At 39.9% G+C, this 24657-nt stretch carries 27 protein-coding genes; 3 read left to right on the top strand and 24 right to left on the bottom strand.

Features of this window, described 5'->3' with window-relative positions:
• Nucleotides 1–123: 123 nt before the first annotated feature.
• The 10 genes from rbfA to PAN07_RS04510 all read right to left on the bottom strand — a co-directional run bounded on the left by rbfA (nt 124) and on the right by PAN07_RS04510 (nt 9126).
• Entirely contained in the window at nt 124–474 is a 351-nt protein-coding gene (rbfA, locus tag PAN07_RS04465) for a 30S ribosome-binding factor RbfA (RefSeq protein ID WP_269797241.1), read from the bottom strand.
• Nucleotides 475–724: 250 nt separating this feature from the next.
• A complete protein-coding gene (infB, locus tag PAN07_RS04470) occupies nt 725–3466 on the bottom strand; it encodes a translation initiation factor IF-2 (protein ID WP_269797242.1) in 2742 nt (913 codons plus the stop codon).
• A 16-nt stretch (nt 3467–3482) separates the two neighbouring features.
• A complete protein-coding gene (locus PAN07_RS04475) occupies nt 3483–3782 on the bottom strand; it encodes a YlxQ-related RNA-binding protein (RefSeq protein WP_269797243.1) in 300 nt (99 codons plus the stop codon).
• Nucleotides 3775–4068 (bottom strand): YlxR family protein, encoded by a 294-nt coding sequence (locus tag PAN07_RS04480; protein WP_269797244.1) that lies wholly within the window; start codon nt 4066–4068, stop codon nt 3775–3777. The genes PAN07_RS04475 and PAN07_RS04480 overlap by 8 nt, the downstream gene beginning before the upstream one ends.
• A gap of 21 nt (nt 4069–4089) precedes the next feature.
• Nucleotides 4090–5226 (bottom strand): transcription termination factor NusA, encoded by a 1137-nt coding sequence (gene nusA, locus PAN07_RS04485; RefSeq protein ID WP_269797245.1) that lies wholly within the window; start codon nt 5224–5226, stop codon nt 4090–4092.
• Between the two features lie 41 nt (nt 5227–5267).
• Complete coding sequence (gene rimP, locus PAN07_RS04490; RefSeq protein WP_269797246.1) at nt 5268–5747, bottom strand: ribosome maturation factor RimP; 480 nt, start codon at nt 5745–5747, stop codon at nt 5268–5270.
• Between the two features lie 127 nt (nt 5748–5874).
• Nucleotides 5875–6510 (bottom strand): tRNA (guanosine(46)-N7)-methyltransferase TrmB, encoded by a 636-nt coding sequence (trmB, locus tag PAN07_RS04495; RefSeq protein WP_269797247.1) that lies wholly within the window; start codon nt 6508–6510, stop codon nt 5875–5877.
• Nucleotides 6507–7301: a phosphotransferase family protein gene (locus PAN07_RS04500; RefSeq protein ID WP_269797248.1), complete on the bottom strand. Its 795-nt coding sequence runs from the start codon at nt 7299–7301 to the stop codon at nt 6507–6509. Before PAN07_RS04500 ends, trmB begins: the two co-directional genes overlap by 4 nt.
• 47 nt (nt 7302–7348) lie before the next feature.
• Nucleotides 7349–8398 carry an ABC transporter permease gene (locus tag PAN07_RS04505; RefSeq protein WP_269797249.1) on the bottom strand — a complete coding sequence of 350 codons (1050 nt, stop codon included), beginning with the start codon at nt 8396–8398 and terminating at the stop codon, nt 7349–7351.
• Entirely contained in the window at nt 8395–9126 is a 732-nt protein-coding gene (locus tag PAN07_RS04510; protein WP_269797250.1) for an ABC transporter ATP-binding protein, read from the bottom strand. Before PAN07_RS04510 ends, PAN07_RS04505 begins: the two co-directional genes overlap by 4 nt.
• 67 nt (nt 9127–9193) lie before the next feature.
• On the opposite strand from PAN07_RS04510, the gene PAN07_RS04515 reads away from it, so the two are divergent.
• The 3 genes from PAN07_RS04515 to PAN07_RS04525 all read left to right on the top strand — a co-directional run bounded on the left by PAN07_RS04515 (nt 9194) and on the right by PAN07_RS04525 (nt 10637).
• On the top strand, nt 9194–9604 hold the full coding sequence (locus PAN07_RS04515; protein ID WP_269797251.1) for an HIT family protein: 411 nt from the start codon (nt 9194–9196) through the stop codon (nt 9602–9604).
• 9 nt (nt 9605–9613) lie between these two features.
• A complete protein-coding gene (locus tag PAN07_RS04520; RefSeq protein WP_269797252.1) occupies nt 9614–9898 on the top strand; it encodes a hypothetical protein in 285 nt (94 codons plus the stop codon).
• An 85-nt stretch (nt 9899–9983) separates the two neighbouring features.
• Nucleotides 9984–10637 carry a hypothetical protein gene (locus PAN07_RS04525; RefSeq protein WP_269797253.1) on the top strand — a complete coding sequence of 218 codons (654 nt, stop codon included), beginning with the start codon at nt 9984–9986 and terminating at the stop codon, nt 10635–10637.
• 77 nt (nt 10638–10714) lie between these two features.
• On the opposite strand, the gene dnaJ is transcribed toward PAN07_RS04525, so the two are convergent.
• The 14 genes from dnaJ to rsmH form a co-directional block, all read right to left on the bottom strand.
• Complete coding sequence (dnaJ, locus tag PAN07_RS04530; RefSeq protein WP_269797254.1) at nt 10715–11851, bottom strand: molecular chaperone DnaJ; 1137 nt, start codon at nt 11849–11851, stop codon at nt 10715–10717.
• 357 nt (nt 11852–12208) lie between these two features.
• On the bottom strand, nt 12209–14032 hold the full coding sequence (gene dnaK / locus PAN07_RS04535) for a molecular chaperone DnaK (protein WP_269797255.1): 1824 nt from the start codon (nt 14030–14032) through the stop codon (nt 12209–12211).
• 291 nt (nt 14033–14323) lie between these two features.
• Complete coding sequence (grpE, locus tag PAN07_RS04540) at nt 14324–14839, bottom strand: nucleotide exchange factor GrpE (RefSeq protein ID WP_269797256.1); 516 nt, start codon at nt 14837–14839, stop codon at nt 14324–14326.
• Nucleotides 14840–14865: 26 nt separating this feature from the next.
• The gene (gene hrcA, locus PAN07_RS04545; RefSeq protein WP_269797257.1) at nt 14866–15900 is read right to left on the bottom strand and encodes a heat-inducible transcriptional repressor HrcA; all 1035 of its coding nucleotides are present in this window, start codon (nt 15898–15900) and stop codon (nt 14866–14868) included.
• Nucleotides 15901–16061: 161 nt separating this feature from the next.
• Entirely contained in the window at nt 16062–16574 is a 513-nt protein-coding gene (locus PAN07_RS04550) for a DUF2812 domain-containing protein (RefSeq protein WP_269797258.1), read from the bottom strand.
• Between the two features lie 21 nt (nt 16575–16595).
• A complete protein-coding gene (locus PAN07_RS04555) occupies nt 16596–17171 on the bottom strand; it encodes a DUF2812 domain-containing protein (protein ID WP_269797259.1) in 576 nt (191 codons plus the stop codon).
• Entirely contained in the window at nt 17171–17491 is a 321-nt protein-coding gene (locus tag PAN07_RS04560; protein WP_269797260.1) for a PadR family transcriptional regulator, read from the bottom strand. The genes PAN07_RS04555 and PAN07_RS04560 overlap by 1 nt, the downstream gene beginning before the upstream one ends.
• 119 nt (nt 17492–17610) lie before the next feature.
• Nucleotides 17611–18957: a type I glutamate--ammonia ligase gene (gene glnA / locus PAN07_RS04565; RefSeq protein ID WP_269797261.1), complete on the bottom strand. Its 1347-nt coding sequence runs from the start codon at nt 18955–18957 to the stop codon at nt 17611–17613.
• A 35-nt stretch (nt 18958–18992) separates the two neighbouring features.
• Nucleotides 18993–19349 carry a transcriptional repressor GlnR gene (gene glnR, locus PAN07_RS04570; RefSeq protein WP_000659542.1) on the bottom strand — a complete coding sequence of 119 codons (357 nt, stop codon included), beginning with the start codon at nt 19347–19349 and terminating at the stop codon, nt 18993–18995.
• A gap of 82 nt (nt 19350–19431) precedes the next feature.
• A complete protein-coding gene (locus PAN07_RS04575; RefSeq protein WP_235083761.1) occupies nt 19432–19953 on the bottom strand; it encodes an aromatic acid exporter family protein in 522 nt (173 codons plus the stop codon).
• A gap of 132 nt (nt 19954–20085) precedes the next feature.
• Nucleotides 20086–21066: a phospho-N-acetylmuramoyl-pentapeptide-transferase gene (gene mraY / locus PAN07_RS04580; RefSeq protein ID WP_269797262.1), complete on the bottom strand. Its 981-nt coding sequence runs from the start codon at nt 21064–21066 to the stop codon at nt 20086–20088.
• Nucleotide 21067: 1 nt separating this feature from the next.
• Nucleotides 21068–23323: a penicillin-binding protein PBP2X gene (gene pbp2X, locus PAN07_RS04585; RefSeq protein WP_269797263.1), complete on the bottom strand. Its 2256-nt coding sequence runs from the start codon at nt 23321–23323 to the stop codon at nt 21068–21070.
• Between the two features lie 3 nt (nt 23324–23326).
• A complete protein-coding gene (ftsL, locus tag PAN07_RS04590) occupies nt 23327–23644 on the bottom strand; it encodes a cell division protein FtsL (RefSeq protein ID WP_269797264.1) in 318 nt (105 codons plus the stop codon).
• 9 nt (nt 23645–23653) lie between these two features.
• Nucleotides 23654–24604 (bottom strand): 16S rRNA (cytosine(1402)-N(4))-methyltransferase RsmH, encoded by a 951-nt coding sequence (rsmH, locus tag PAN07_RS04595; RefSeq protein ID WP_269797265.1) that lies wholly within the window; start codon nt 24602–24604, stop codon nt 23654–23656.
• Nucleotides 24605–24657: the final 53 nt, after the last annotated feature.

Raw genomic sequence — 24657 nt, forward strand, 5'->3', positions numbered from 1 at the left:
GTTAAGCTTTATCATATCATACTATTAGAGATTTATACATTTTTTTAACCGACTTTTAAGAAGGGCAACTAATTAATCTATCATCATGTTTAAAGTAACAAAAAAGAGGGTTGCCCCTCTTTCTTATTTCTTATCCAGGTTGCGTAACATTTCGTCAATCTTATTACCATATTCGATGGATTCGTCTTTGACAAAAGTTAAGTCTGGAATTTTGTATAAGGTCAAATTGCGACCAAGTTCACGTTTGATAGTTCCAGTTGCTTTTTCAAGCCCGACTTGAGCTTTTTGATTATCTGAGGCAAGATTACTCAAAATAGTGTAGTAAACCTTAGCCATTGATAAATCACCCAACATCTGAACATCTGTAATGGTCACACCTTGAACACGGGGATCACGGACTTTCTTTTGCAAAATCTCATTGACTTCACGCTTGATTTCCATGCCCACACGGTCCGTACGGAAATGATTTGCCATAATTCTTCCTTTCTTTTTAATGAGTTAAAAGCTAGGCCAGCAGACCTAGCTATTTTTAAATTTATTGATTTTCAGCTCAAATTGAAACGAAGTTCAATTTGAACTCATCCGCTTCTTTCGCCGTGGTGAAAGTGCAAGAACTGATAAATCAGTTCTTGCACAGGGGATTTTTGAGACATGTGGCTCAAAAATAAGCAATGAAACCATCGGTTTGCTTGCGTCCCTCACCACCTAAGAAAGGGGCAAAGAATTATCTCTTAACTTCTTCCATGATATAAGCTTCAATCACATCATCTGTCTTGAGATCATTGTAGCCATCAATCATCAAACCACCTTCACGGCCGTTTGTAACTTCTTTAACGTCATCTTTATAGTGTTTCAAGCTAGCTAGTTCACCATCGTAAGTAACTACACCGTCACGAATAACACGAACTTTAGAGTCACGGGTAACTTTACCATTGATAACCATAAATCCACCGATAGTTCCCACTTTAGAGACTTTAAAGGTTTCACGGATGATTGCTTCACCAATAACTTTTTCTTCAAATTCTGGATCAAGCATTCCTTTCATAGCCTCTTCCATCTCTTCAATAACCTTATAGATAATGCTATGGAGACGAATTTCCACATCATCAGCATCCGCTTGTTGACGGGCTTGTGGGGTAGGGCGTACGTTGAAACCAATGATAAAAGCATTAGAAGCTTCGGCAAGAGTTACGTCAGACTCATTAATAGCACCGACAGCTGAGTGAACGATAGTAACTTTCACACCCTCAACATCAATCTTTTGCAGTGATGCAGAGAGAGCTTCAACAGAACCTTGTACGTCTGCCTTGATAATAACGTTAACAGACTTGAGTTCCCCAGCTTTGAGAGTATCAAATAGGTTTTCAAGGCTAACACGTTGAGTTACCTGACGTTGTTTCAATAAAGCACGTTTAGCACGTTCTTCACCCGCTGCACGAGCAGATTTTTCATCTTCATAAACGGCAAAGTGATCACCCGCCATTGGCGCTTCGTTCAAACCAGTGATGGAAACTGGTGTTGATGGTCCTGCAACCTTAACACGACGTCCAAGGTCATTGGTCATAGCACGAACGCGTCCGAAAGTATTACCAACAACGATCGGGTCTTGAACATTCAAAGTACCTTGTTGAACAAGAAGGGTTGCAACCGCACCTTTACCTTTATCCAAACGAGCCTCGATAACAGTACCGATAGCACGAACTGTTGGGTCAGCCTTAAGTTCTTGGAGTTCAGCTACAAGAAGGACTGTTTCCAACAACTCATCAATGTTTTGGTTAAACTTAGCTGAAATTTCTACGAATTCAGAATCTCCACCCCAAGCTGTTGACATAACACCATGTTCTGCCAATTCACCAATAACACGTTCTGGGTTGGCACCTGGTTTATCAATCTTGTTAATGGCAACAATAATTGGTACGTTAGCCGCTTTTGAGTGGTTGATGGCTTCGATAGTTTGAGGCATAACCCCGTCATCTGCCGCTACAACCAAGATTGTAATATCCGTTACAGAAGCACCACGTGCACGCATTGAAGTAAAGGCCGCGTGTCCAGGTGTATCAAGGAAGGTGATCTTCTTGCCATTCTCCTCAATCTGATAGGCACCAATATGCTGAGTGATACCACCTGCTTCTCCTGTCGCAACACGTGAATTACGTAGAGTATCTAAAAGTGTTGTCTTACCATGGTCAACGTGTCCCATGATTGTAACAACTGGTGGACGTTCCACTAGTTGGTCTTCGTTCAGATATCCATCTTCAGCAAAGAAACGCTCAATATCAGCATTGTCCACTTCAACTTTTTGTTTGGCTTCAATACCGTAATCTACCATGAGGAGTTCGATTGTTTCACCATCTAAAGACTGGTTTTGTGTCGCCATCACGCCCATCATGAAGAGTTTCTTAACAATTTCAGCTGGCTCACGTTTGATACGTTTTGCGATCTCCGCAACGGTCATACCATCTGTATATTCAAATTCTGTAGGCAATTCATGGAACTTACGCTCCGTAACAGGTTTTGGAGTCTGGTTACGGTTATTTTGTTTATTGCCTTTTTTATTTTTCTTGTTATTGTTCCAGTTACTATTTCTTTGATTTCTCACTTGATTTTGACTACTTCGATTCTTTTGTTGTTTTCTTGGACCATCTTCTTCGTGATCATAATCATCACGTTCTTTATCAGGTCGAGCTTGCTTTTTACGACGTGTATCCACTGCAGACTCTTTCACTACAGGTGCTACCTCTAAAACTGGCTGAGTTTGTTCAACTGTTTTGGCAGCTTCTTCAAAGATTTCTTCAGGTTCCTTGCGTTTGTTCGCTTGGGCTAAAGCCTCTTTTGCTGCTTGAGATTGCTTAAAGCGCTCCTCGCTTGAACGAGCATACTCTGCATTTTGCTCTGCTTTAAGGGCTGCTGCACGAGCCTTGAAGTCAATACGAGGTCCAGCCTGTTTTGGTCGATTATCCTCTTGTTGACGACGTTCATTGCCACGATAGCCTTGTCCTTGCTGTTTTTTCCCTTGATCATTGAATCGGCGATTTTCACGATTTCCATGTTCAGGTTTCCCAGACTTACGTTCATCTGTCTTTTGACGAGGACCGCCTTGTTGATAATCCCGCTTATTTCCCTTTTGTTGTTTACGACGTTCTGCTTGCTCTTTGGCACGGGCTTCACGCTCAGCCTTAAAGTTACGACTCTGAGGTCTAGCAACTACCTTGTCAGTCTTAGCTTGCTCTGAGACTACTGTTTGGGTAGCTTCTTTTACTTCCTCTTGTTTGGGCGCCACAGCTTTAGGTTTCTCCTTTTGTTTAGGAGTAGGTTTAAAACTTGCCACAATTTTAGCAGCTAGTGCTTCCTCTACGCTTGAAGCATGGTTTTTCACTTCCAAGCCCAACTCTTTTGCACGCGCTACAACTTCCTTACTTTCTTTTCCAAGTTCTTTTGCGATTTCGTACAATCTTTTCTTAGACAAATCATGTCCTCCTCTTCTATTCCATAAGAGACCTCATTTTCTTTGTAAATCCAGCATCTGTCACAGCCAGTACTTTTCTTGATTTTCCGACTGCTATGCTTAATTCCAGTGTTGAAAACACGGTAATAACTTCTACTTGATAATAACGACTTTTATCCTGAATCTTCTTGGTTAGATTTGGGCCAGCATCATGGGCCAGAAAAACCAATTTGACTTTCTGGTCTTGGATGGCCTTAACCACCATTTCTTCACCGGATATTATCCGACCTGCTCGTTGAGCCAATCCCAAGAGATTGCTTACTTTTTGCTTATTCAAGTCCTAACTCTCTTCTTTTAACTTTGTGATCAACATAAGCGATTAATTCATCATAAAAGCTTTCATCGACTTCCATACTAAAACTACGGTTAAAGACTTTTTTCTTTTTAGCCTCTAGGGCTTCTGCATTGTCTAGCTTGATATAAGCGCCCCGACCGTTGGCCTTGCCTGTTGGATCAATAAAGACCTGTCCTTCTTTGTTCTTGACAATACGTAGCAAATCACGCTTATCAATCACTTCATTTGAGACCACAGACTTGCGCAAAGGGATTTTCTTTGTTTTCATCTTTCCCTCCTCTAGCAACTTTTATTCTTCGATCAATTCATCTGCATCTGCGTAATCCACTTGACCAGCTTCTTCCATCGCTTCAAACTCACTAGCAGATTTGATATCAATGCGGTAACCTGTCAAATGAGCGGCTAAACGAACGTTTTGTCCACGACGACCGATAGCAAGAGATAGTTTATTATCTGGCACAACGACCAAGGCACGTTTACTATCATTTTCATCAAAGATAACTTGATCAACTTCTGCAGGAGCAATAGCATTGTAAATAAACTCAGCTGGATCTGCTACCCACTCGATAACATCGATGTTTTCTTCTACAGGTACCATACGGTCGCTCTTAGCATCGTAACGAGCTGGGTGGAATTTGCTAGTGATTTTCTTAATGTTAGCTCCACCACGTCCAACGATTGTACCAATAGCATCCACATTTGGATTGTGGCTACGAACAGCAACTTTCGTACGATCACCTGCTTCACGAGCAACACTCATGATTTCAACGGTTCCGTCATAGACTTCAGGAATTTCCTGCTCCATCAAACGTTTGATCATTTCTGGATGACTACGGCTAACAAATACGTTAACGCCACGTGGATTGTCCTCCACTTTGTAGACATACACATCTATACGATCGTGGGAAGCAAACACTTCTCCAGGAATTTGGTCTTGTTTTGACAATTGGGCTTCGATACTGCCAAGATTGACATAAATAAAGCGGTTGTCAAAACGTTCTACTGTACCTGACATGATTTCTTGTTCATGCTCTTTGTAAGTATTGTAGGTAATGGCACGTGTTTGCTTGCGCATCTTTTCCATGATCGTTTGTTTGGCAGATTGGGCTGCTACACGACCAAACTCTCCTGGTGCCTCTTCAAACTTAATCTTATCACCTAGTTCATAAGCCGAATTGATGGCAAGAGCATCTTTCAAGCTGATTTCCAAGCGACTATCAAACACTTCATCAACAACCTCACGAACAGTGTAAACTGTAAAGTCGCCTGTCTTTTCATTAAAGTCAATAGCTACGCTATCTGATTGACCATAACGTCTGCGATAGGCTGAGCGAAGCGACTCTACTACTGCGTCGATGATATCTTCTTTTTTGATTCCCTTGTCTTCTTCCAGAATACGGAAGGCCTCTAGCATTTCTTTACTCATGTTTTCTTCACTTTTGAATCCTCAAAAGCTTCCTTTCTTTTCTATAGTTTTACTGCTAAACGTGCTTTTGATACCAAACTGTATGGAATGTTGACTGTTTTTTTACGAGTCTTGTCCATATATTCCATAGTTAATTCATCTTCTTCAAAGGAAAGCAAAGTTCCCTCAAAAACTTTCTGTTTATCAATGGACTGATAAAGACCAACATGGATATATTTCCCAACTGCACCAGCGACTGCTTCCTTTGTTTTCAAAGGGCGCTCTAACCCTGGACTGGTAATTTCTAGGAAATATTGTTCTGGGAAGGGATCCGGCTTGATGGTATCTAGGACAGGACTGATAATTTCAGTCAAGTCTGCCGTATCATTCAAGGTGATTCCTTCAGGCTTGTCTACAAAAATACTAAGAATCATGTCACTGCCAATCTTTCCATACTCGATATCTACGAGTTCAAAAGGAGCTTCAATAACAGGTTCTACGACTTCTCTGACTAATTCAACGATCGTTGCGATTGCGTCCACCTCCTCATAAGCAAGAGGCGAAGATATCTCCCCGCCTCTCTTTCTTATATTCCTACTGTCAAGTATAGCACTTTTTTGTACTAATGTAAAGCATAAGCACTCAAATAGCCTGACTTCAAGCTATTTCTTAAAATTCTGCCTCGACTCGATAGATAACCTGACCTTTGCTAGAGAATTTTTGCTCGTATTCAGTCATAACATTACCTTCAAAGTCGCTAGCATGCAAGTCCAACCATACTCCATTGAGCTTCATTCCATATTGTGAAAAACTTACTAGACTATATTCGAAGAGCCCTCGATTATCCGTTTTAAAATGAATTTCACCATGTTCTGGCAAGATTCGTTTAAAGGTATCTAGGAAACTCTTATATGTCAGACGACGCTTTTCATGGCGCTTTTTGGGCCAAGGATCCGAAAAATTCAAATAGAGGCGGTCAATCTCACCATCTTCAAAATAATTGGTCAAATCTGAGCCATCTACCCATAGAAGTTTGATGTTAGGCACTCCTACTTCTAGGACCTTGTCTAAGGCAAAACTTAAGACGGATTTTTGGATATCAATACCGATGTAATTGATATCCGGATTTTGTTTAGCCATACCTGATACAAAGGCACCTTTCCCACTTCCAACTTCAACATGAATAGGGTTGTTATTGCCAAACAAATCTCGCCATTTCCCTTTGGCCTCTACAGGATTTAGAACAACATACTGAGGATTTGCCTCTAGTAACTCCGTTGCTCCTTTACGATTTCTTACTCTCATTTTTTCTTTCCATACTTGTCTCTGAAAATACGCAAGGTATAAATTTCCCGATTAACATTATCTAAGTCTAGGTTTTCATAATATTTGGTAATCTGGTTTAAAAACGATAACTGAGCATACCAAATCAATTTATTCATGACCGTTTGATTATTTTTATAACCGTAGTTGGTTAACCACTCTACCCATTGATGCTCTGGGATATAATGACAAAGCATATGCGCAACATCAAGCATGCGATCAGTTAGACGAACCGAATCCCAATCGACTAGATAAATTAAGCCACTATCTGTTTCGATCCAATTACTATGACGCACATCCCCGTGAACAATTGTCGCATAATCTTCTCTGAAAGACGGAAGATTTTCTCGCAAATCCTTTAGTACCAGTTGTAGATACTGATTATTTTTCAGAGCAGTTGGAGCTTTTTCAATCCAAGATTGAATTAAATCGAGAGGTGTTTCTAATTTATAACCTAAACGAGTCAACTGTGTCATTAAGGGACGAGAACGGTGCAGACGCGTCAAAATATCAATAATTTGCTTACGATTCATATCACTTGGAGTCAGGATTTTTCCTGTCAACCACTCCTGAGCACACATATCACGACCATCTGATAAACGACGACTCCAAAGTAACTGCGGAGCAATTTGTTCTCTAGCTAAACCAGATAGGATTGGAGATGTATTCATTTTTACAAAAATACGCTTCCCGTCGGGATAACTTCCCATATAAGCCTTACCACTTTTCCCAGATATAGGGGTCAGCGTTAGCTCCATATCACCCAAATCCATTTCTTCCCTCCGTATCATATTTCCTTACTATTCTACTAGTTTTTAACCTATTCGTCAACCAATCTACCAAGTTGGTAAGGTATATAAAAATACTTGAAGGCTAAACTGATTCCAACTAGAGCAAGAAGGGCCATCTTGTCATCTATGACGATAATTCCAACCAAACTTTCCAACAATAAGACAACGACTCCTATAGCTGAAACAATTGCTTTTAATCCTTTTTCTTTTTCGCCCTTTTCTAATGGAAATAACTGCGTAAGATATTGATAATCAAAAGCATGATAAAGGGCAAGAAGTTGGAAAATTAAAAGATAGTTAAACAAAGAAACTATTGCAATAGCAATCCAAGACTGATCTATAAAAATTAAAGCCAAGATAGATAAAAGTAGAAGGCGAATGCTTAGAGCAAATAGATCACCATTGCGAAGATAAGAGCGTAAATAGAGATTTTGCCAAATTTTTCCAGGGACTTTAGCAAGTGTTCTTAATAGAAAGTCTAAATAAGCTCGACGTTTAACACTGTTTGATATTCCTTTAACTTGTGTAAATAGTGCAAAGAATCTAAGAAGAATTTGCTTTCTTTTGTTTTCTTGAAGAATAAGAAAATCCCAGTCTAGTCCATTTTCACTAAAAAAAGAATTTGCTTTTCTTTGAAAAAGCCAGTATTTTCCTGCCCCCATCATCAGTAGATAGAGTGCAAAAATTGGTAAACCAGCACCCATCGCTAAGAATAATGGCGCTAATAAGATTAAAAGAAAGCTCTGTACACTGAGCCAAAAAATAAATGATCTAAAGCTTTGCTTTTTGATGTGTTCTTTCACTTCTTCTTCAGCAACGATGAGAAATAGTTTATCAGGTGCTTCAAGATAGGTTGCAATTCCTCCCCATACTAGTATGAGACCAGAAATAATCGCCAGTAAAAAAACAAGTGGCAGGTGATCCTCAGGAAAATTTTGGAGAAGTTGATTGTACTGAAAAGCTAGAAAACCTAATAAGACCAGTAAAAATAAAACAAAATGATCATTGAGTACATATCTAAGGTAGCCTATACATTCCTTGCGAAAAATTTGCTTTCGCTTTAGAAACAAGTCTTTCATAGTTCCTCCTCTTTGGTTAAGGCCAAATAGATATCATTGAGACTTGCTTCTGGCATATCAAAAGCTTGGCGTAGTTGAGGAAGATCTCCTTTAGCTCTTACTTGTCCCTTATGTAATATTACAAAAGAGTCACACATTTTTTCTGCAGAATCAAGAACATGGGTACTCATGAGAATCGATTTCCCCTTTTTCTTTTCCTCGTCTAAAAGCTGAATTAAATCCGAAATTGCCAAAGGATCTAGACCTAGGAATGGCTCGTCTACTATAAAAAGACTAGGATCTACAACAAAGGCACAGATAATCATGACCTTCTGTTTCATTCCCTTAGAAAAATGAACGGGGAACCAATCTAATTTCTGATCCAAACGAAACATCTTCAAAAGAGGTTCTACTCGTTCAAAAGCTTGTTCTTGCTCGATATCATAGGCCATAGCAACCGTCTCAATATGCTCTCTAAGAGTCAATTCCTCATATAAACTAGGTGTTTCAGGGATATAACCAATCTGCTGACGGTATTCACGAGGATTAGCTCGTAATGTCAAGCCATCGATATTAATTTCCCCACTATAAGGTGTCAAAAGTCCAATAATTTCGTTAATTGTAGTTGATTTGCCAGCACCATTTAGTCCAATCAAACCAACTAATTTCCCACTTTCAACTGTAAAAGATACATCCTTTAAGACAGGGACGTGAACATAGCCTCCTGTCAGGTTTTTTATTTCTAACATATTTTCTCCGAATTTGGTATAATGTAGCTATATTATATCAAAATTTAAGTCAGTAGAGGTGCTTTTTATGTCAGATTGCATTTTTTGTAAAATCATTGCTGGAGAAATCCCTGCATCTAAGGTTTATGAAGATGATCAAGTTCTTGCTTTTCTTGATATATCCCAAGTAACGCCCGGACATACCTTACTCGTTCCGAAAGAGCACTACCGTAATCTCCTAGAAATGGACCCAAATAGTGCTAGTTGCCTCTTCGCTCAAGCTCCGGTCGTAGCGAAAAAAATTATGGTTGCTACCAAAGCGTCCGGTATGAACATCATTTCTAACTGCGAAGAAGTCGCTGGTCAAACGGTCTTTCATACCCATGTCCACCTCGTTCCTCGTTATAGTGCAGATGATGACCTCAAACTTGACTTTATCGCTCATGAACCTGACTTTGACAAACTTGCCCAAGTCGCTGAAACGATCAAAAACGCTTAAGGAGTTGCTATGAAACTATCTAATTTACTACTTTTTGCCGGTTCTGCTCTAGGCAGCTACCTTCTTACAAAGAACCGTGAAACCATTACCGAAGAAGTTAGCGATACTAGTTCACGAATCGAATCCATCAAAGAAGACCTAGATATCATCCAAAATAGTCTTGAAGTCATTAACCAACAAAAAGAACAAATCAAGGAATACCAAAAGGATTTGACCTACAAGTTTAAAGTCTTGGAAAAAGATATCCAAACAAGACTTACTGTATTAAAAGAAATGCAGGAAGAAAATCAATAAGGCAAAGAAAGTCTCCTAGTTTCCTTATATCCTCTTAAATCCATTTTGGATTACCAATTCCTAACAGAAAAGGGAGGGAATAAAATTGAAACAATTTTTAAAAGTTCTGATGCGAGTGGTCCTGATTATTTCTGGTGGCCTCTGTCTTCTTGTCGCCCTAGCATTTCTAATACTGTCCAATCTTTTCAAGGCCTCACCGAGTGACATCCGAGAAGGAAATGAAGCCTTAAAACAAATCTTTATCTCCCTTGACATGCCTCCTGAGAAAGTAGAATCAAATGGAAGTTATCAATTCGAGGGCGGGGGCTTGGATTTTTATGTGACTTTCTCAGACCAGGTTATCAATAGCCACCCCGTCCTTAAAGAAAGTCCAAACCTCACTAAAAACCGACTCAAAGTCTATGTTCTACAGACAGGAGATATTTCTTACTATAAAGTAGGGGATAACTTGTTCAATCACGGTTTATTGCAATTTTTAGAGAAAGAAAGTAGGAATTATTTACAAGAAATCGGAAAGAAACCAAATCCTAATTACTCAATTCTATATTGGAAGGATCAGGAGAGCCTAAAAAAGGGTGTCGCATTCTATGAAAAAGCGTTGACCCTGGTAGATCTTCAGGATAATTCGGCGATTAAGCATATTGATACTGTCACCGTGAAACCTGGTAAAGAAGCGGAAATCAAGCAACTGATCCAGGAAATGGATGAAGCTGGCTTGCTCACTCAAAAATATAAATAGTAGACTAACTGGAAAACGATTTTCTGAAGCTAAATTTTTCAAGACAACACAAAAAGAGCCAATCGGCTCTTTTTGCTTTATTCTCCTTCAAAGGCATCTTTTATATGGTCAAAGAAGCCTTTTTTCTTTGGATTGACTTTCAAGTCACCTGCAGCTGCGAATTCTTTCAAGGCTGCTTTTTGACGATCGTTCAAACCTGTTGGAGTCACGACATTGACAGTCACATACTGGTCACCGACAACACCACCACGAAGACTAGGAGCTCCCTTGCCACGTAGGCGGAATTTTTTACCAGTCTGCGTTCCTTCTGGGATGACTAACTCAACATCCCCATGAACTGTTGGAATATCTACTGTATCTCCAAGGGCTGCTTGAACAAAGTTTAAGTTCAAATTATAGAAGATTGTTGTCCCTTCACGCTCAAACTTATCGCTTGGTTCAACCGAAACGACTACATACAAGTCTCCAAAAGGACCACCGTTAAAGCCTGCCTCCCCTTGACCAGCTAGACGAATTTGTTGACCAGTTTCGACACCTGCTGGAATTTTTACATGGACACTATGAGCTTGTTTTTCATGACCTGTTCCATGACATGTTGTACACGGATCTTTGATTTCTTTTCCACGACCGTGACAGACATCACAGGTAACCTGACGACGCATCATACCAAGTGGCGTGCGTGTATCAACATTGACAACTCCCGAACCATGACAGCGCCCACAAGTAACCGGACTAGTACCAGGTTTAGCACCAACGCCATCACAAGTACGACAGCTTGATTCACGATTGTATTTAACTTCTTTTTCTGTTCCGAAAACAGCTTCTTCGAAGGTCAAATTAACTCGGTACTGGAGATCATCACCTTGACGAGGAGCGTTAGGATTGCGTGAAGCGCCACCTCCGCCAAAGAAACTTGAAAAGATATCCTCAAATCCACCAAAGCCACCTGCTCCGTCGAATCCACCAAAACCGCCTGCTCCACCAAAGCCACCGTTGGCTCCAGCCGCACCATATTGGTCGTAAGCAGCACGCTTCTGTTCATCACTTAAGGTCTCATAAGCTTCTTGAACTTCCTTGTACTTTTCCTCAGCACCAGGCTCTTTATTGATATCTGGGTGATATTTTTTAGATAATTTCCGATAGGCTTTCTTGATTTCATCTTGAGATGCATCTTTCGAAACGCCCAAACGGTCATAAAATTCAGTATTGTTCATAATTCAAGATACAAAGGGCGTCAAACGGACACAGCCATCTAGGAGTTTTGACGACGGAAGCTTGCGTCCTAGAAAAAACTATCTTTTTGGCACAGTCCGTAGCCCGTGTTCAATTAATCGAACACTCTTTGTTCCTTTCTTTTAGTGTTGCGAAACGAACTAAAATATTAGCATCGTTCCATTTTACCGAAAAACAGAGGCTGGGTTGCAACCTCTGGATTTCTTCTTATCATTTAGTTGTTAAGCTGAATTGAGCACGCCCTAACCTCTTGGTGAAAAAGATAAATCTTTCTAGAAACTAAAGTTTCTGCGTCAGATTTCCTATTTTCACTGTGAGGTTTTAACGGGCTCTGCATCTTATTTCTCCGTAAACTCTCCATCTACGACGTCATCTCCTGCGTTTCCTGTTGCTTGTGCGCCTTCTGCTCCTGCTTGAGCTTGTTGTGCTGCTGCGGCTTGTTCGTAGAGTTTCACAGCAAGTCCTTGAGCTTTTTCGTTCAAGGCTTCAAGTTTTGCTTTCATTTCGTCCAAGTTATTGTCTTCTTGGGCTTTCTTAAGCTCATCAAGGGCAGCTTGTGCTGCATCTCGTTCCGCATCGAAGCCTTTGCCTTCAGTTTCTTTGATTGTCTTTTCAGTCGCAAAGATAGCTTGGTCTACTTCGTTACGAAGGTCTACTTCTTCTTTACGTTTCTTATCTGCTTCAGCGTTAGCTTCTGCATCTTTCATCATGCGGTCGATTTCTTCGTCTGTCAAACCTGAGTTCGATTGGATAACGATTGTTTGTTCTTTTTGAGTTCCAAGGTCTTTAGCCTTAACAGATACGATACCGTTCTTGTCGATGTCGAATGTTACTTCGATTTGTGGGATACCACGAGGTGCAGCTGGGATATCTGTCAATTGGAAACGTCCAAGAGTCTTGTTATCTGCTGCCATTGGGCGTTCACCTTGAAGAACATGGATATCAACGGCTGGTTGGTTGTCTGCTGCTGTTGAGAAGACTTGTGATTTAGATGTTGGAATGGTTGTGTTGCGGTCGATCAATTTTGTGAAGACTCCACCCATTGTTTCGATACCAAGTGACAATGGCGTTACGTCGAGAAGGACAACGTCTTTGACATCACCAGTGATGACACCACCTTGGATGGCAGCACCCATGGCAACAACTTCGTCAGGGTTTACTGATTTGTTTGGTTCTTTACCAGTTTCAGCCTTAACAGCTTCTACAACGGCAGGAATACGAGTTGAACCACCGACAAGGATAACTTCGTCGATTTCTGACAAGCTCAAACCTGCATCTGAAAGGGCTTGTCGAACTGGAGTTTTAGTACGCTCTACGAGGTCACGAGTCAAGTCGTCAAATTTAGCACGAGTTAATGTCATTTCCAAGTGAAGAGGTCCAGCCTCGCCAGCAGTGATGAATGGCAAGCTGATTTGAGTTGAAGTTACACCAGAAAGGTCTTTCTTCGCTTTTTCAGCTGCGTCTTTCAAACGTTGAAGAGCCATCTTGTCTGTTGACAAGTCGATACCATTTTCTTTCTTGAATTCTGCTACCAAGTAATCGATGATTTTTTGGTCAAAGTCGTCACCACCGAGTTTGTTATCCCCTGCAGTAGCCAATACATCGAAGACACCATCACCAAGTTCAAGGATAGATACGTCAAATGTACCACCACCAAGGTCGAATACCAAGATTTTTTCTTCTTTGTCAGTCTTGTCCAAACCGTAAGCAAGAGCTGCTGCAGTTGGTTCGTTGACGATACGTTCTACTTCAAGACCAGCAATTTTACCAGCGTCTTTAGTTGCTTGACGTTGAGCATCGTTGAAGTATGCAGGAACTGTGATAACAGCCTTGGTTACTTTTTCACCAAGGTATTCTTCCGCATAACCTTTCAAGTATTGAAGGATCATCGCTGAGATTTCTTGTGGTGTGTATTCTTTACCGTTAGCAGAAACTTTTTCAGAAGTCCCCATCTTAGATTTGATAGAGATCACTGTATCTGGGTTTGTTACTGCTTGACGTTTTGCAGCGTCACCAACGATGATTTCACCGTTTTTGAAAGACACTACAGATGGAGTTGTACGGTTTCCTTCTGGGTTTGCGATGATTTTTGATTCAGTTCCTTCAAGAACTGCTACTGCTGAGTTTGTTGTACCTAAGTCAATACCGATAATTTTAGACATGTGTTTTTCTCCTTAAATTTTATATTCTTTTTTTCTTTTTGATACTCTTCTTAAGTGGCGACGCCGTCAGAGCTTGACTTCGTCAATCTCTTTGACTAAACTTTGAGCCTCAGGTCTCAAAGTTTGCGAAAATACCGCCACGGCGAAGAGTATCGCCTTTGGTTCGCTTCACTCACTATTGTAAAGCCGAACCGTTTCTTATCTTTCTTTCATAGTTTAGTGTCATTTCGGACAAGTAATCTATTATGTTACGACACGAGGAGTCGGAACCACAGATTTCTGACTTATCGCTTAGTTATATACTACTACCATAGCCGGTCTTAGGATGCGGTCATGGAGTTTGTAGCCTTTTTGGAAGACTTGTGCGATGGTGTCTGCTGGATGTTCGTCATCAGCTGGGACTGTTTGGATGGCCATATGGTAGTTATGGTCAAACTCTCCATCTGCTGGAATTTCTTCAATTCCTTCTTCTTTCAGAGCATGAATCAAGCTTTCTTGCACCATCTCCAAGCCCTTTTTCACATCATCCTTCAAACCTTCAACAGCAAGGGCACGTTCTAGGTTATCCAGTGATGGTAAGATTGCTTTTGCCAAATCTTGGCTGCGATAGCGTTGCAAGAGTTGGCGTTCTTCGTTGGCACGTCGCTGAATGTTTTGCATTTCTGCATGAGCACGAAGATATTTGTTTTCAAATTCCTCGGCACGTTCATTAGCCAAGTCCAATTCCGACTTCTCAGGAGTTGTTTCTTCTACTGGTTCAACAACTTCCTCTTCTTTTATTTCTTCATTTTTTATATCTTGGGCCATTTTCGCCTCCTTTAATGATTTCAAACTTAATTCACTTCATAGTGATTGCTGCTGAGATAGCGGTAAAAATCCGTCAACTTCATAGTCAAAACTCGATTGACAACATTGAGTTGATTGACCAATTGTTGATAATTCAGATTAACCGGACCTATAATCGCAAGAATTCCAAATCCACGATAGGGAATCAGGAACTTACTGCTAATCACTGCTAAGTCAGCAAGACAAGATTCTTGGCTATCAGCAACTCGGACACTTTGCATCTGGTCGCCAATCAAATTCTCTCGAATTTCCAAAGCTACCTTTTGTGGCTGATCAAAAAATTGATAGGCCGCTAAATTAGCGAAATTCAAAAGATTGACTTTGCCAGAAACCACAATATTTTCATTGAACATTTCTTTGAAGATATGCTCAATAAGATCCATAACGTTGTCCGTTGTTGTGAAGTAACGTTGGATAATTTGCGGAATCTCTGTCCGAATCTTGTAGTGAATATCCAAAACAGTTTGATTCAGGAAACGTTCTTGAATCATGGTCTTGAGGCGATTTAAATCCTCCTGCAAGAAATTTCTCGGAATCAAAAACTGACTGGTAACTGTTCTAGATTCATCAAGCGTAAAAACTGCCAGAGCTGTATGTTGTCCGAGGACAACAATATCAAAAGCTGTCAGCTTCTGCCTACTTGGTTCGACATCCAGTGCTACAACCGTACAACCACTCAAGTCTGACAAGATTTTAGTTGCCTCTTGAAGGATATCCTCAAGCTTGAAGAACTCCTGATCAAATGCTTTTACAATCTCATAAACTTGATTCTCAGCTAAACGGTCGAAGGACAAGGAGTGTTTGACATAGTATTGAAATCCAGCCACACTCGGCATCCGACCACTGGAAGTATGAGCCTTTTCAAGCAAACCTTGCTTTTCTAGAGCTGCCATATCATTTCGAATGGTAGCACTACTAGAGTTGATAGACTCTTGCAAGGCCTTAGATCCAACAGGTTCGTGTGTTTTGGTAAAGATGTCAACAATCAGATTTAAAATATTCTGCTGACGTTCTGTAACCATCTCGTCACTCCTCTCTGTCAGATTTTTTTAGCACTCTATATACACGAGTGCTAACTTATGATTCTATTATACACCCTTAGAAAAGAATGTCAAGACAAAAACTCAAAAAATTAGCACTCTTTTATCAAGAGTGCTAAAAATCAGTCTTAGGACCTAGAAAATTATCTTACATTCTCAAGATATTTCTTTTTAAGTCTGTAAAAACTATAGATTAGGTAAGAAATCATAAGGGCATAAAGGGCAAAAATAAGGAAGAAAGACTGAGAGAGACTTTCTCGAAACAGACTCATACAAACAACTAGACCGCCAGAGATAGCTACTGTCGATGTACGAAACCTAGATTTCACATTTTCCCATCTAAGACGATTGTCCATGAAAGATTGATCATTTAAAACTACATCACAAGTTGCTTTTTGAAAAACAGTATAAGAACAATTTTCCACATATTCCCATCCTCTATCCTTAATATTTTGTAAATCTACCTCATTTTTTCTAAGGCAGCTAGTATTCCACACACGGTAAATCACATCATCTGGTCGGCATTCTTCAAAATAGAAAAAGCCAAAACGATTCGATTTAAATTTCCAACCTTTCAAATGCATCTCATGCAAATAATCTTCTACCTTATCCAAATCAAAAATGGTAAACATTCGAAATTTTACTTTGCTATTCATTGTCTAACCTCCAAAATGGTTTTATTTATCAGATAATTCTTTCCACTTTTGAAACAATCTCCAAAAAATATAGGAAATCTGAATCGCGAAAACTATCAATAAAGTACAGTCTATGATAACAATCAAAAACATTCCCCAACTGAAATAACTTCTTCCACTGAGCAACTTTGAGAAAACCGGTAGTAGCACTGAAAAGAGAAGCAAAACAGGAAGCATCCGCATTGTTAAAATCTTCTTGACCATGGCTAACTTCCCGGCCGCGTCATTATAAATTTCAAACTCGGCATCCGACTCAACTCCAGAATAAAGCTTTCTAAAGTAGGAAAAACCATTAAAGTCTGCAATATGCTCCCAGCCACAATCTTTAAACAGTTGTAAATAGGAAGCTCTCTCTGACTTTTTCATAGGATAAAAGTCCAACTGATAAACCACCTGCTCCGGTTGGCACTTTTCAAAAGTATACTTAACCGCAATTACTAAGCTAGAGTAACTTACTTCCTTAAGTTTCCAGCCCTGAGCATGCATTTTACTGAGATAGAGAGCCTCTCTATCATAATCCGCAATGGTACAAATCCTATAAACAACTTTCTTTTCCATCAAAGCTCCTCCCGACTATTTCTGTAGAGCCGTTCAATACGTTTCAACTCAGTCTCTAAAACTTTTCGACCCAAGTCTGTTATCTGATAGATTTTACGCTTTTCCTCTTCTCGGACAAAGGAAACCAAGCCATCCTTTTCCATCTTTGACAGGGTTCCATACATAGTTCCAGGACTAATTGATACTTGCGAATCTGTCATCTCTTTGACCTTTTGTGTAATACCATAGCCATGATTTTCCTTCTGCAGACAGAACAGAATATAAAAACCCGTTTCAGTCATGGGAAGGTAAACCCGCCTAATCTTATCTGTTAATTCCATTTAAGCAACCCCCTATGTAGTTCGATGTATCGCATTTCGTTATATAAAATATATCACACCTCGATATAAAATGCAAGAAAAAAAAGATTGTCCTCACGGACAATCTTTCTGATTTATCATTAGTATAGATCTAAGTAGTTATCAATTTCCCATTGTGAAACGAAGGTTGCATAGCTTGCCCATTCGATGCGTTTAGCTTCAAGGAAGCTCGTATAGATATGCTCACCAAGGGCTGCTTTAACCACTTCGTCTTCTGTCATAGCCTTCAAAGCGTTGTGAAGAGTTGATGGAAGGTCAGTAATGCCAGCCTCTTTACGCTCTTCTGCAGTCATAATATAGATATTTTCTTCGATCGGTGCTGGTGCTTCGATTTTGTTTTCAATACCGTGCAAACCAACTTCCAAAAGAACAGCCATTGCGATATATGGATTTGCCATTGGGTCTACTGAGCGCAATTCCAAACGTGTTCCCATTCCACGAGTAGCAGGAACGCGGACAAGTGGTGAACGGTTACGACCAGCCCAAGCGATGTAAACAGGTGCTTCGAATCCTGGAACCAAACGTTTGTATGAATTTACTGTTGGGTTCATAATAGCTGTGTAATTGTAAGCGTGCTTGATCAAACCACCAAGGAAATAATAGGCTGTTTCTGACAATTGCATTCCTTTTGGATCATTTGGATCAAAGAAGGCATTATTCCCTTCAGCATCAAACAAGGACATATTGCAGTGCATTCCTGAACCAGCGATACCAAATTTAGGTTTAGCCATAAAGGTTGCATACAAACCATGTTTACGCGCAATTGTTTTTACAACAAGTTTAAAGATTTGAATCTTGTCACATGCACGAAGAACTTCATCATACTTAAAGTCAATCTCATGTTGACCTACGGCAACTTCGTGGTGACTAGCCTCTACTTCAAATCCCATTTTAGTCAAGACATTTACAATCTCACGACGGGTATTATCGGCAAGGTCTGTAGGCGCCAAATCAAAGTAACCACCCTTGTCATTCACCTCAAGAGTTGGGTCTCCATTTTCATCAAGCTTGAATAGGAAGAACTCTGGTTCCGGACCAAGGTTGAAAGATTTGAATCCAACTTTCTCCATGTGATGAAGAGCTCGTTTAAGGTTGCTTCGAGGATCTCCAGCAAATGGCTCTCCTTCCGTTGTATAGACATCACAGATCAATCCTGCGACACTACCGTTCTCATCTCCCCAAGGGAAGACAGTCCATGTGTCCAGGTCAGGGTACAAGTACATATCTGATTCATTGATACGAACAAACCCTTCAATAGAAGATCCATCAAACATAGCCTTGTTTGACAAGACCTTGTCTAGTTGTTCATCTGTAGCAGGAATTTCGACGTTTTTCATTGTTCCCAAAATATCTGAAAACATAAGACGAATAAAGGTTACATTTTTTTCCTTAACTTCACGACGAATATCTGCAGCTGTGATTGGCATGGTTTTTCTCCTTATATATGACGACTAGCGGTTGCCTAACCGCGACCAAAAGGTGATTGTTGAGAAGCAAAGCGACTTTGTTGAAGAACCTCGTTCCGAAGGGCCCGACGCACCTCAGTTTGACTGACTGGTTTTTTAGCTTTCGCTTCACGTTCGGCATATTTTTTCTTGATAGCAGCAATGTTCAGACCTTCAGAGATATAATCCTTAATCTCAAGCAACCGATCCATATCATTTAAAGAATACATCCGGCGATTACCTTCGTTTCGATCAGGTTTTATCAACTCCTGATCTTCATAATAACGAATTTGACGCGCCGAAAGATCGGTCAACTTCATAACACTACCAATGGGGAAAACTGCCATATTGCGACGAAATTCTTTTTCCTTCATGTGCACTTCCTCTTCTTTCTGTCTATTATAGACTAAAAAAAATCAATCGTCAATTGTTAATGTTATATCTTGTGACATTATTTTATTTTTTCTGTATGAAACTCCGCAAGCGATCAATATCATAATTTACTAGAATTGCTACAAAAACACCCATAAAAGTCTCAAAAACTCGAGCAAAAACGTACAAAACAGTTTCTCCGCTCGGAATTGATAGGGTAATAATCAGCATAGCTGCAACTCCTCCGATGACTCCTGACTTATTGTTCATGGCAACATTTGTCATAATGGTTAACATGGTACAAATCGGAACAACAAGGAGAGTCACCCAAAAGGCTCCATGGAAAAAGTTGTTCAAGAGAAAGAAAATCAGCGCATAAAAACCACCGATACTATTTCCCAAAATACGCGAAGTTCCAAAATGGACACTCTTGTCAAAGTCTTCTCTCAAACTAAAAACGGCTGTAAGAGCTCCAATCTGAAGACCCTTCCATCCAAAAAAACCAAAAATCATGAGGACCAAAAAAACAGCGATTCCTGTTTTAAACGTTCGCATCCCTAACTTAAACTTAGATTTATCAAATGTATACTTTTTAAAATAACTCATCATTTCATCTTTCTTTTTTTCCATTTTATCATAATTTTACTTTTTTGAGAAAAGGATTCGTCAATTGAAGAAAACAAGAACTAAAAAGAGAAGGGTATAAACCCTTCTCATTATCAAGTCAATATTCTATTTTTAGAATAAATACATGAAAGCCAAGGTTACGAGACTAGCAAGCAAGCCCACTCCCCAGAAGAAGAAATCGACCTTCCACTCACTCCATGCTTGACCTTTACCTGAAAATCCACCCAACTCAAAATGATGATGAACAGGTGTCATACGGAAGATACGCTTGCCTCCACTAATCTTAAAGTAGCTAACCTGCATCATAACAGACGTTGTTTCAAAAACATACACTATCCCAATCAGGAGTAGCGTCCATTCTTGGTGAAGAGCCATGGAAATAGCCGCTAACATTCCTCCAAGTGCTAAACTTCCGACATCCCCCATAAATACCTTAGCAGGTTTGTGGTTAAAGACGAAGAAGCCAAGTAATCCACCAATCATAGCTAATATGACTAACAGAATGTCCAATTGGTTCTGTACGTAGGCAATCACTCCGTAGGCAGATAAACTAATGACTACAGAAATACTTGCTAGCCCATCAATACCATCAGTTAGGTTGACAGCATTTGAAAAACCGACTAACCAAAAGAGAGCAAAGAAGATATAAAAGACTCCCAGGTGTAGGGGATAACCAAAGACATTCAAGATATCTCCACCTCTATCATAGAAGAAATAGAAGATTACTCCTCCGACTAATTGAAGCAAGAGTTTTTGTTTCGGATTAAGCCCTTCATTGATTTTTCTAAAAACCTTGAGAAAGTCATCTAAAAAACCTACCAAACCATATAGTAGCAAGATGAAGAGAATCATCCCTAGATTGTTGGTCAATTGATTTGTCAAAAGCGCAAAGATAAAGCTGACTAAAACACCTACTATAAGGAAAACAATTCCACCCATTGTTGGTGTTCCAGCTTTTGCTTGATGCTGTTTAACATCTTCGTGCATTTGCTGACCAGTGATTTGTGCTTTACGATAAAAACGGATAAAGGCTGGAATTCCAATGACCGTTAGAATAAAGGCGCACACTCCAGCAAGGATAGAAATGATCATACTAATCTCCTAAAGTTATTTTTATTTTCTGTAGATCTTTCAAAGTTGTATTGGTTCGAACACTTTGTTTTTTAACAGTTTCTCCACTACCTTCAAATTCAACTTCAATATTTAGCCACTTAGCTAACGTTTCAACATTTTGCTTCGTCCAACCATACAAATCCGGCATTTCTTCTACCTTATCAGAAAGAAGTAAGATTTGTTCATTAGCATCTAAATTGGTCCCCTCTGCTACTGAGCTTTCCTTAATTTTAGTACCTGAACCGACAACAATCGGTTGTACAAGGTTACGACGTAGTTCTTCTGCCAATCCCCCAGGACTATAGTCTTTAGTCGAAGGCATTGCATAGCTAGTTGTAGTTGTTACTTGATCTAAATTCTTAGCAGTTGATTGAAGATTGAGCAATTCTTTCATGGCCGAAGCTCTCTCAAGTATAGGGTTGGCAAATTCACCAAGTTGTGCCTGAGAATAATGCTCTGGTTGTTGAACTGTCACATAGAAAATAAAATCAGGATTTTCAGAAGGATGCATGGTTACTACAGAAAAGATATGATTGGTTTCCCCAACTAAGTATCCTCCATTTTGCTCATCAGCAATCTGCGCAGTCCCGGATTTCATTGCTACATTTTGGTTTGGAAGAGTAATCACTCCTTTTCCAGTACTATGATTGTACATAGTTCCATAATAGGGATCCGTTCCCACAGTAACCATATGCTCTCGTGTCACGCTAGCTGCTTCCTTAGAAACAGGATTCCCCACTACTTCTTTTTTCGACTTACGAACCGTCTCATCATTTGGATCATATAAAGCACTGATAAATTTAGGCTCTAGCATAACTCCATCATTAGCAATAGCTGTAAAAGCTCTGAGCATTTGCACTTGAGTTACAGAAATACCCTGACCGAAGGAACTCATGGCAATATTGACAATATTGTCATCAGGCAATTGTCCACCATACTCATTACTCATCCCAAATCTTGTTGGAATTCCGAATTTGAAACGATTGAGATAATCCAACCAAGTTGCATCTCCCATCTTTTGCTCTAACAAGGTCATTCCGATATTACTAGAGTGGGCAAAACCTTGCGAGTATGTCATTATTCCACCACTCGTTAACCCTTCATTTACATCCCAGTCCTTGATGGTAGCATCAGCAATTTTTAATTCGGAAGCATTAAAAGACTCTCCTCCAGGGAATGTTTTATTGTCAATAGCGGCCGCCAGAGTCATTACCTTCATGGTTGATCCTGGTTCATAGTTACTTTGATACAGAAGATCACGCCAAACAAAGTTCTCATCCAACCCTTCTTTTGTATCTGCATCAAAAGTTGGCTTTTGTGTCGTTGCAAGAATTTCTCCCGTTTTGGCACTCACCAAGGTCGCAGTCATATATTTTCCCTTAACTTTTTCTTGGAAGGCATCCATTTGACTTTCCATGAAAGATTGTAAAGGACTAGATAGGGTCGTGTAGACGTCTTTCCCGTTTACAGTCTGTCGGGTAACTTGTTCCGTACCTGGAACAATATTCCCTAAACGGTCTTTCTCATATGTGATAATACCATCGGTACCAGCTAATATGCTATTTAAGGAACTTTCCATTCCAGATGTTCCGATGAGTCCTTTTGTGCCATCTTCATTCTCATGCAATTGAGCCAATCCTATAAAAGATGAAGCAAACTGCCCATTTGGGTAACTTCGATTGGGACTTGTAGTGAAGTCAATACCTTCTATCTTTGCAGCTTCCAAATCATTTTTAATAGACATCATATTTGCATAAGTAATGCCATTTCCTTTAGCACCAAAAGAAACCTGCTTTAGATTAGGCTGAGAAAGTTGCTCCTTTACATAAGATTCTTCCATATCTAAATACTTATGAAAGACTTCCGCGACTTTGTTATACTGAGATTCTTCAACATAAAGAATCTCACCATTTGCAGATTTATATTCTTTGTCAATTACCGCATAAACATTATAAGATGTGGCATCTTCTGCTATAGGTGTTCCATTACGGTCGTATATGGTTCCTCTCTTTGCAGGAACTGTTCGTGTAGTCTGGTGAACTCTAGCTGCTTCCTTAACTAAGTTAACACCAAACTTTGAGCCTGTACCAATAATTACCGCAAAATTAACCAAAAAAACAGCAAAGAGAAAGACGGCCAAAAGGCTCAGACTCTTTCCCACTCGTCTGCGGTTTTCCATTGGAGATTTACGATTCTTAATGGCAAAGCGTATTATTTTTTCTTTCATAGTTTTCATCTACTACTCCGCCGATCGGATATTTTCATTATATAATTGTAACTCTTGCGAATCTGCAATACCTGTCAAGCGTTCTGACCGGATTAATTCATTAACTTCTTGCTTAGCATCGTCCAACTCGGTCTTCTTCACTTCAATCTGAGCATTCACACTCGTCAACTCACCTTGGATTTGCAATAGCTTTGTTTGCATATAAACAACACTGATAGCTAAGACTAGGGCTGTAATGGCAATTGAAAGGTAAAAAGCCTTTTCAACCCGCGAGAATCTCTTGATACGTGCCTGAAGTAGTTGGCTAGTCGTTTCTCTTTTTTCTACCATTTTATCCTCTTACTTGTGAATTTTTCTAGCGACTCTTAGCTTAGCTGAATGGGAACGATTATTAGCTTCTAATTCTGCCTTGCTTGGTAAAATCGGCTTGCGAGAAACCAATTCCATTTTGGGCTTGAGTTCATCTGGAATAAAAGGCAAGCCTTTCGGAACTTCTACTGTCGAAGCTTCCTTAAATAGTTGCTTGGTCAATCGGTCTTCTAGCGAATGGAAGGTAATCACTGATATTCTTCCATCTAGAGCCAGCATATCTATCGCTTGCTGGATAGATTCATCGGCTGCTCCTAGCTCATCATTGACTTCAATACGAATAGCCTGGAAAATCTGCTTAGCTGGGTGCCCTTTTTTCTTAAGCTCTTTCGCAGGCTTGACCGACTTGATAATCTCTGCCAATTCGGTTGTCGTCTCAATCGGCTTCACTTGACGAACTTGCTCAATTTTGCGTGCAATTTGTTTAGAAAACTTATCTTCTCCATATTTGAAAAAGATTCGAACCAATTCATGATAGTCATAATGATTGACAACTTCATAAGCAGTCAAACTAGCTTCCTGATTCATCCGCATATCCAGCGGCGCATCCTTCTTATATGAAAAGCCACGTTCACGCTGATCCAGTTGCGGACTCGATACTCCTAAATCATAACAGATTCCATCTATTTCTTGGACCCCAGCTTCATGCAATCTAACCCTTAAGTTACGAAAATTGTCCTTAATAAAAGTGACCATCCCTTTTTCGATATAAGGAGCTAGACGTTTTTGCGCATTATCAATAGCGTTTTGGTCCTGATCAAAGGCATACAGATGCCCTTTCTCACTTAGTTTACTTAATAAATACTCGCTGTGGCCCGCTCCACCCAAAGTCGCATCAACATAAATACCGTCAGGTTTTACATCTAGCATATCAATTGTTTCATAAAGCATAACCGTTACATGATGAAATTCTTTAGTCATATCTTATCTATTTTACCATAATTCTGACAAGCTTGCACCCGCTAGACTACAAA

The sequence above is a fragment of the Streptococcus sp. SM5 genome (assembly GCF_027497975.1).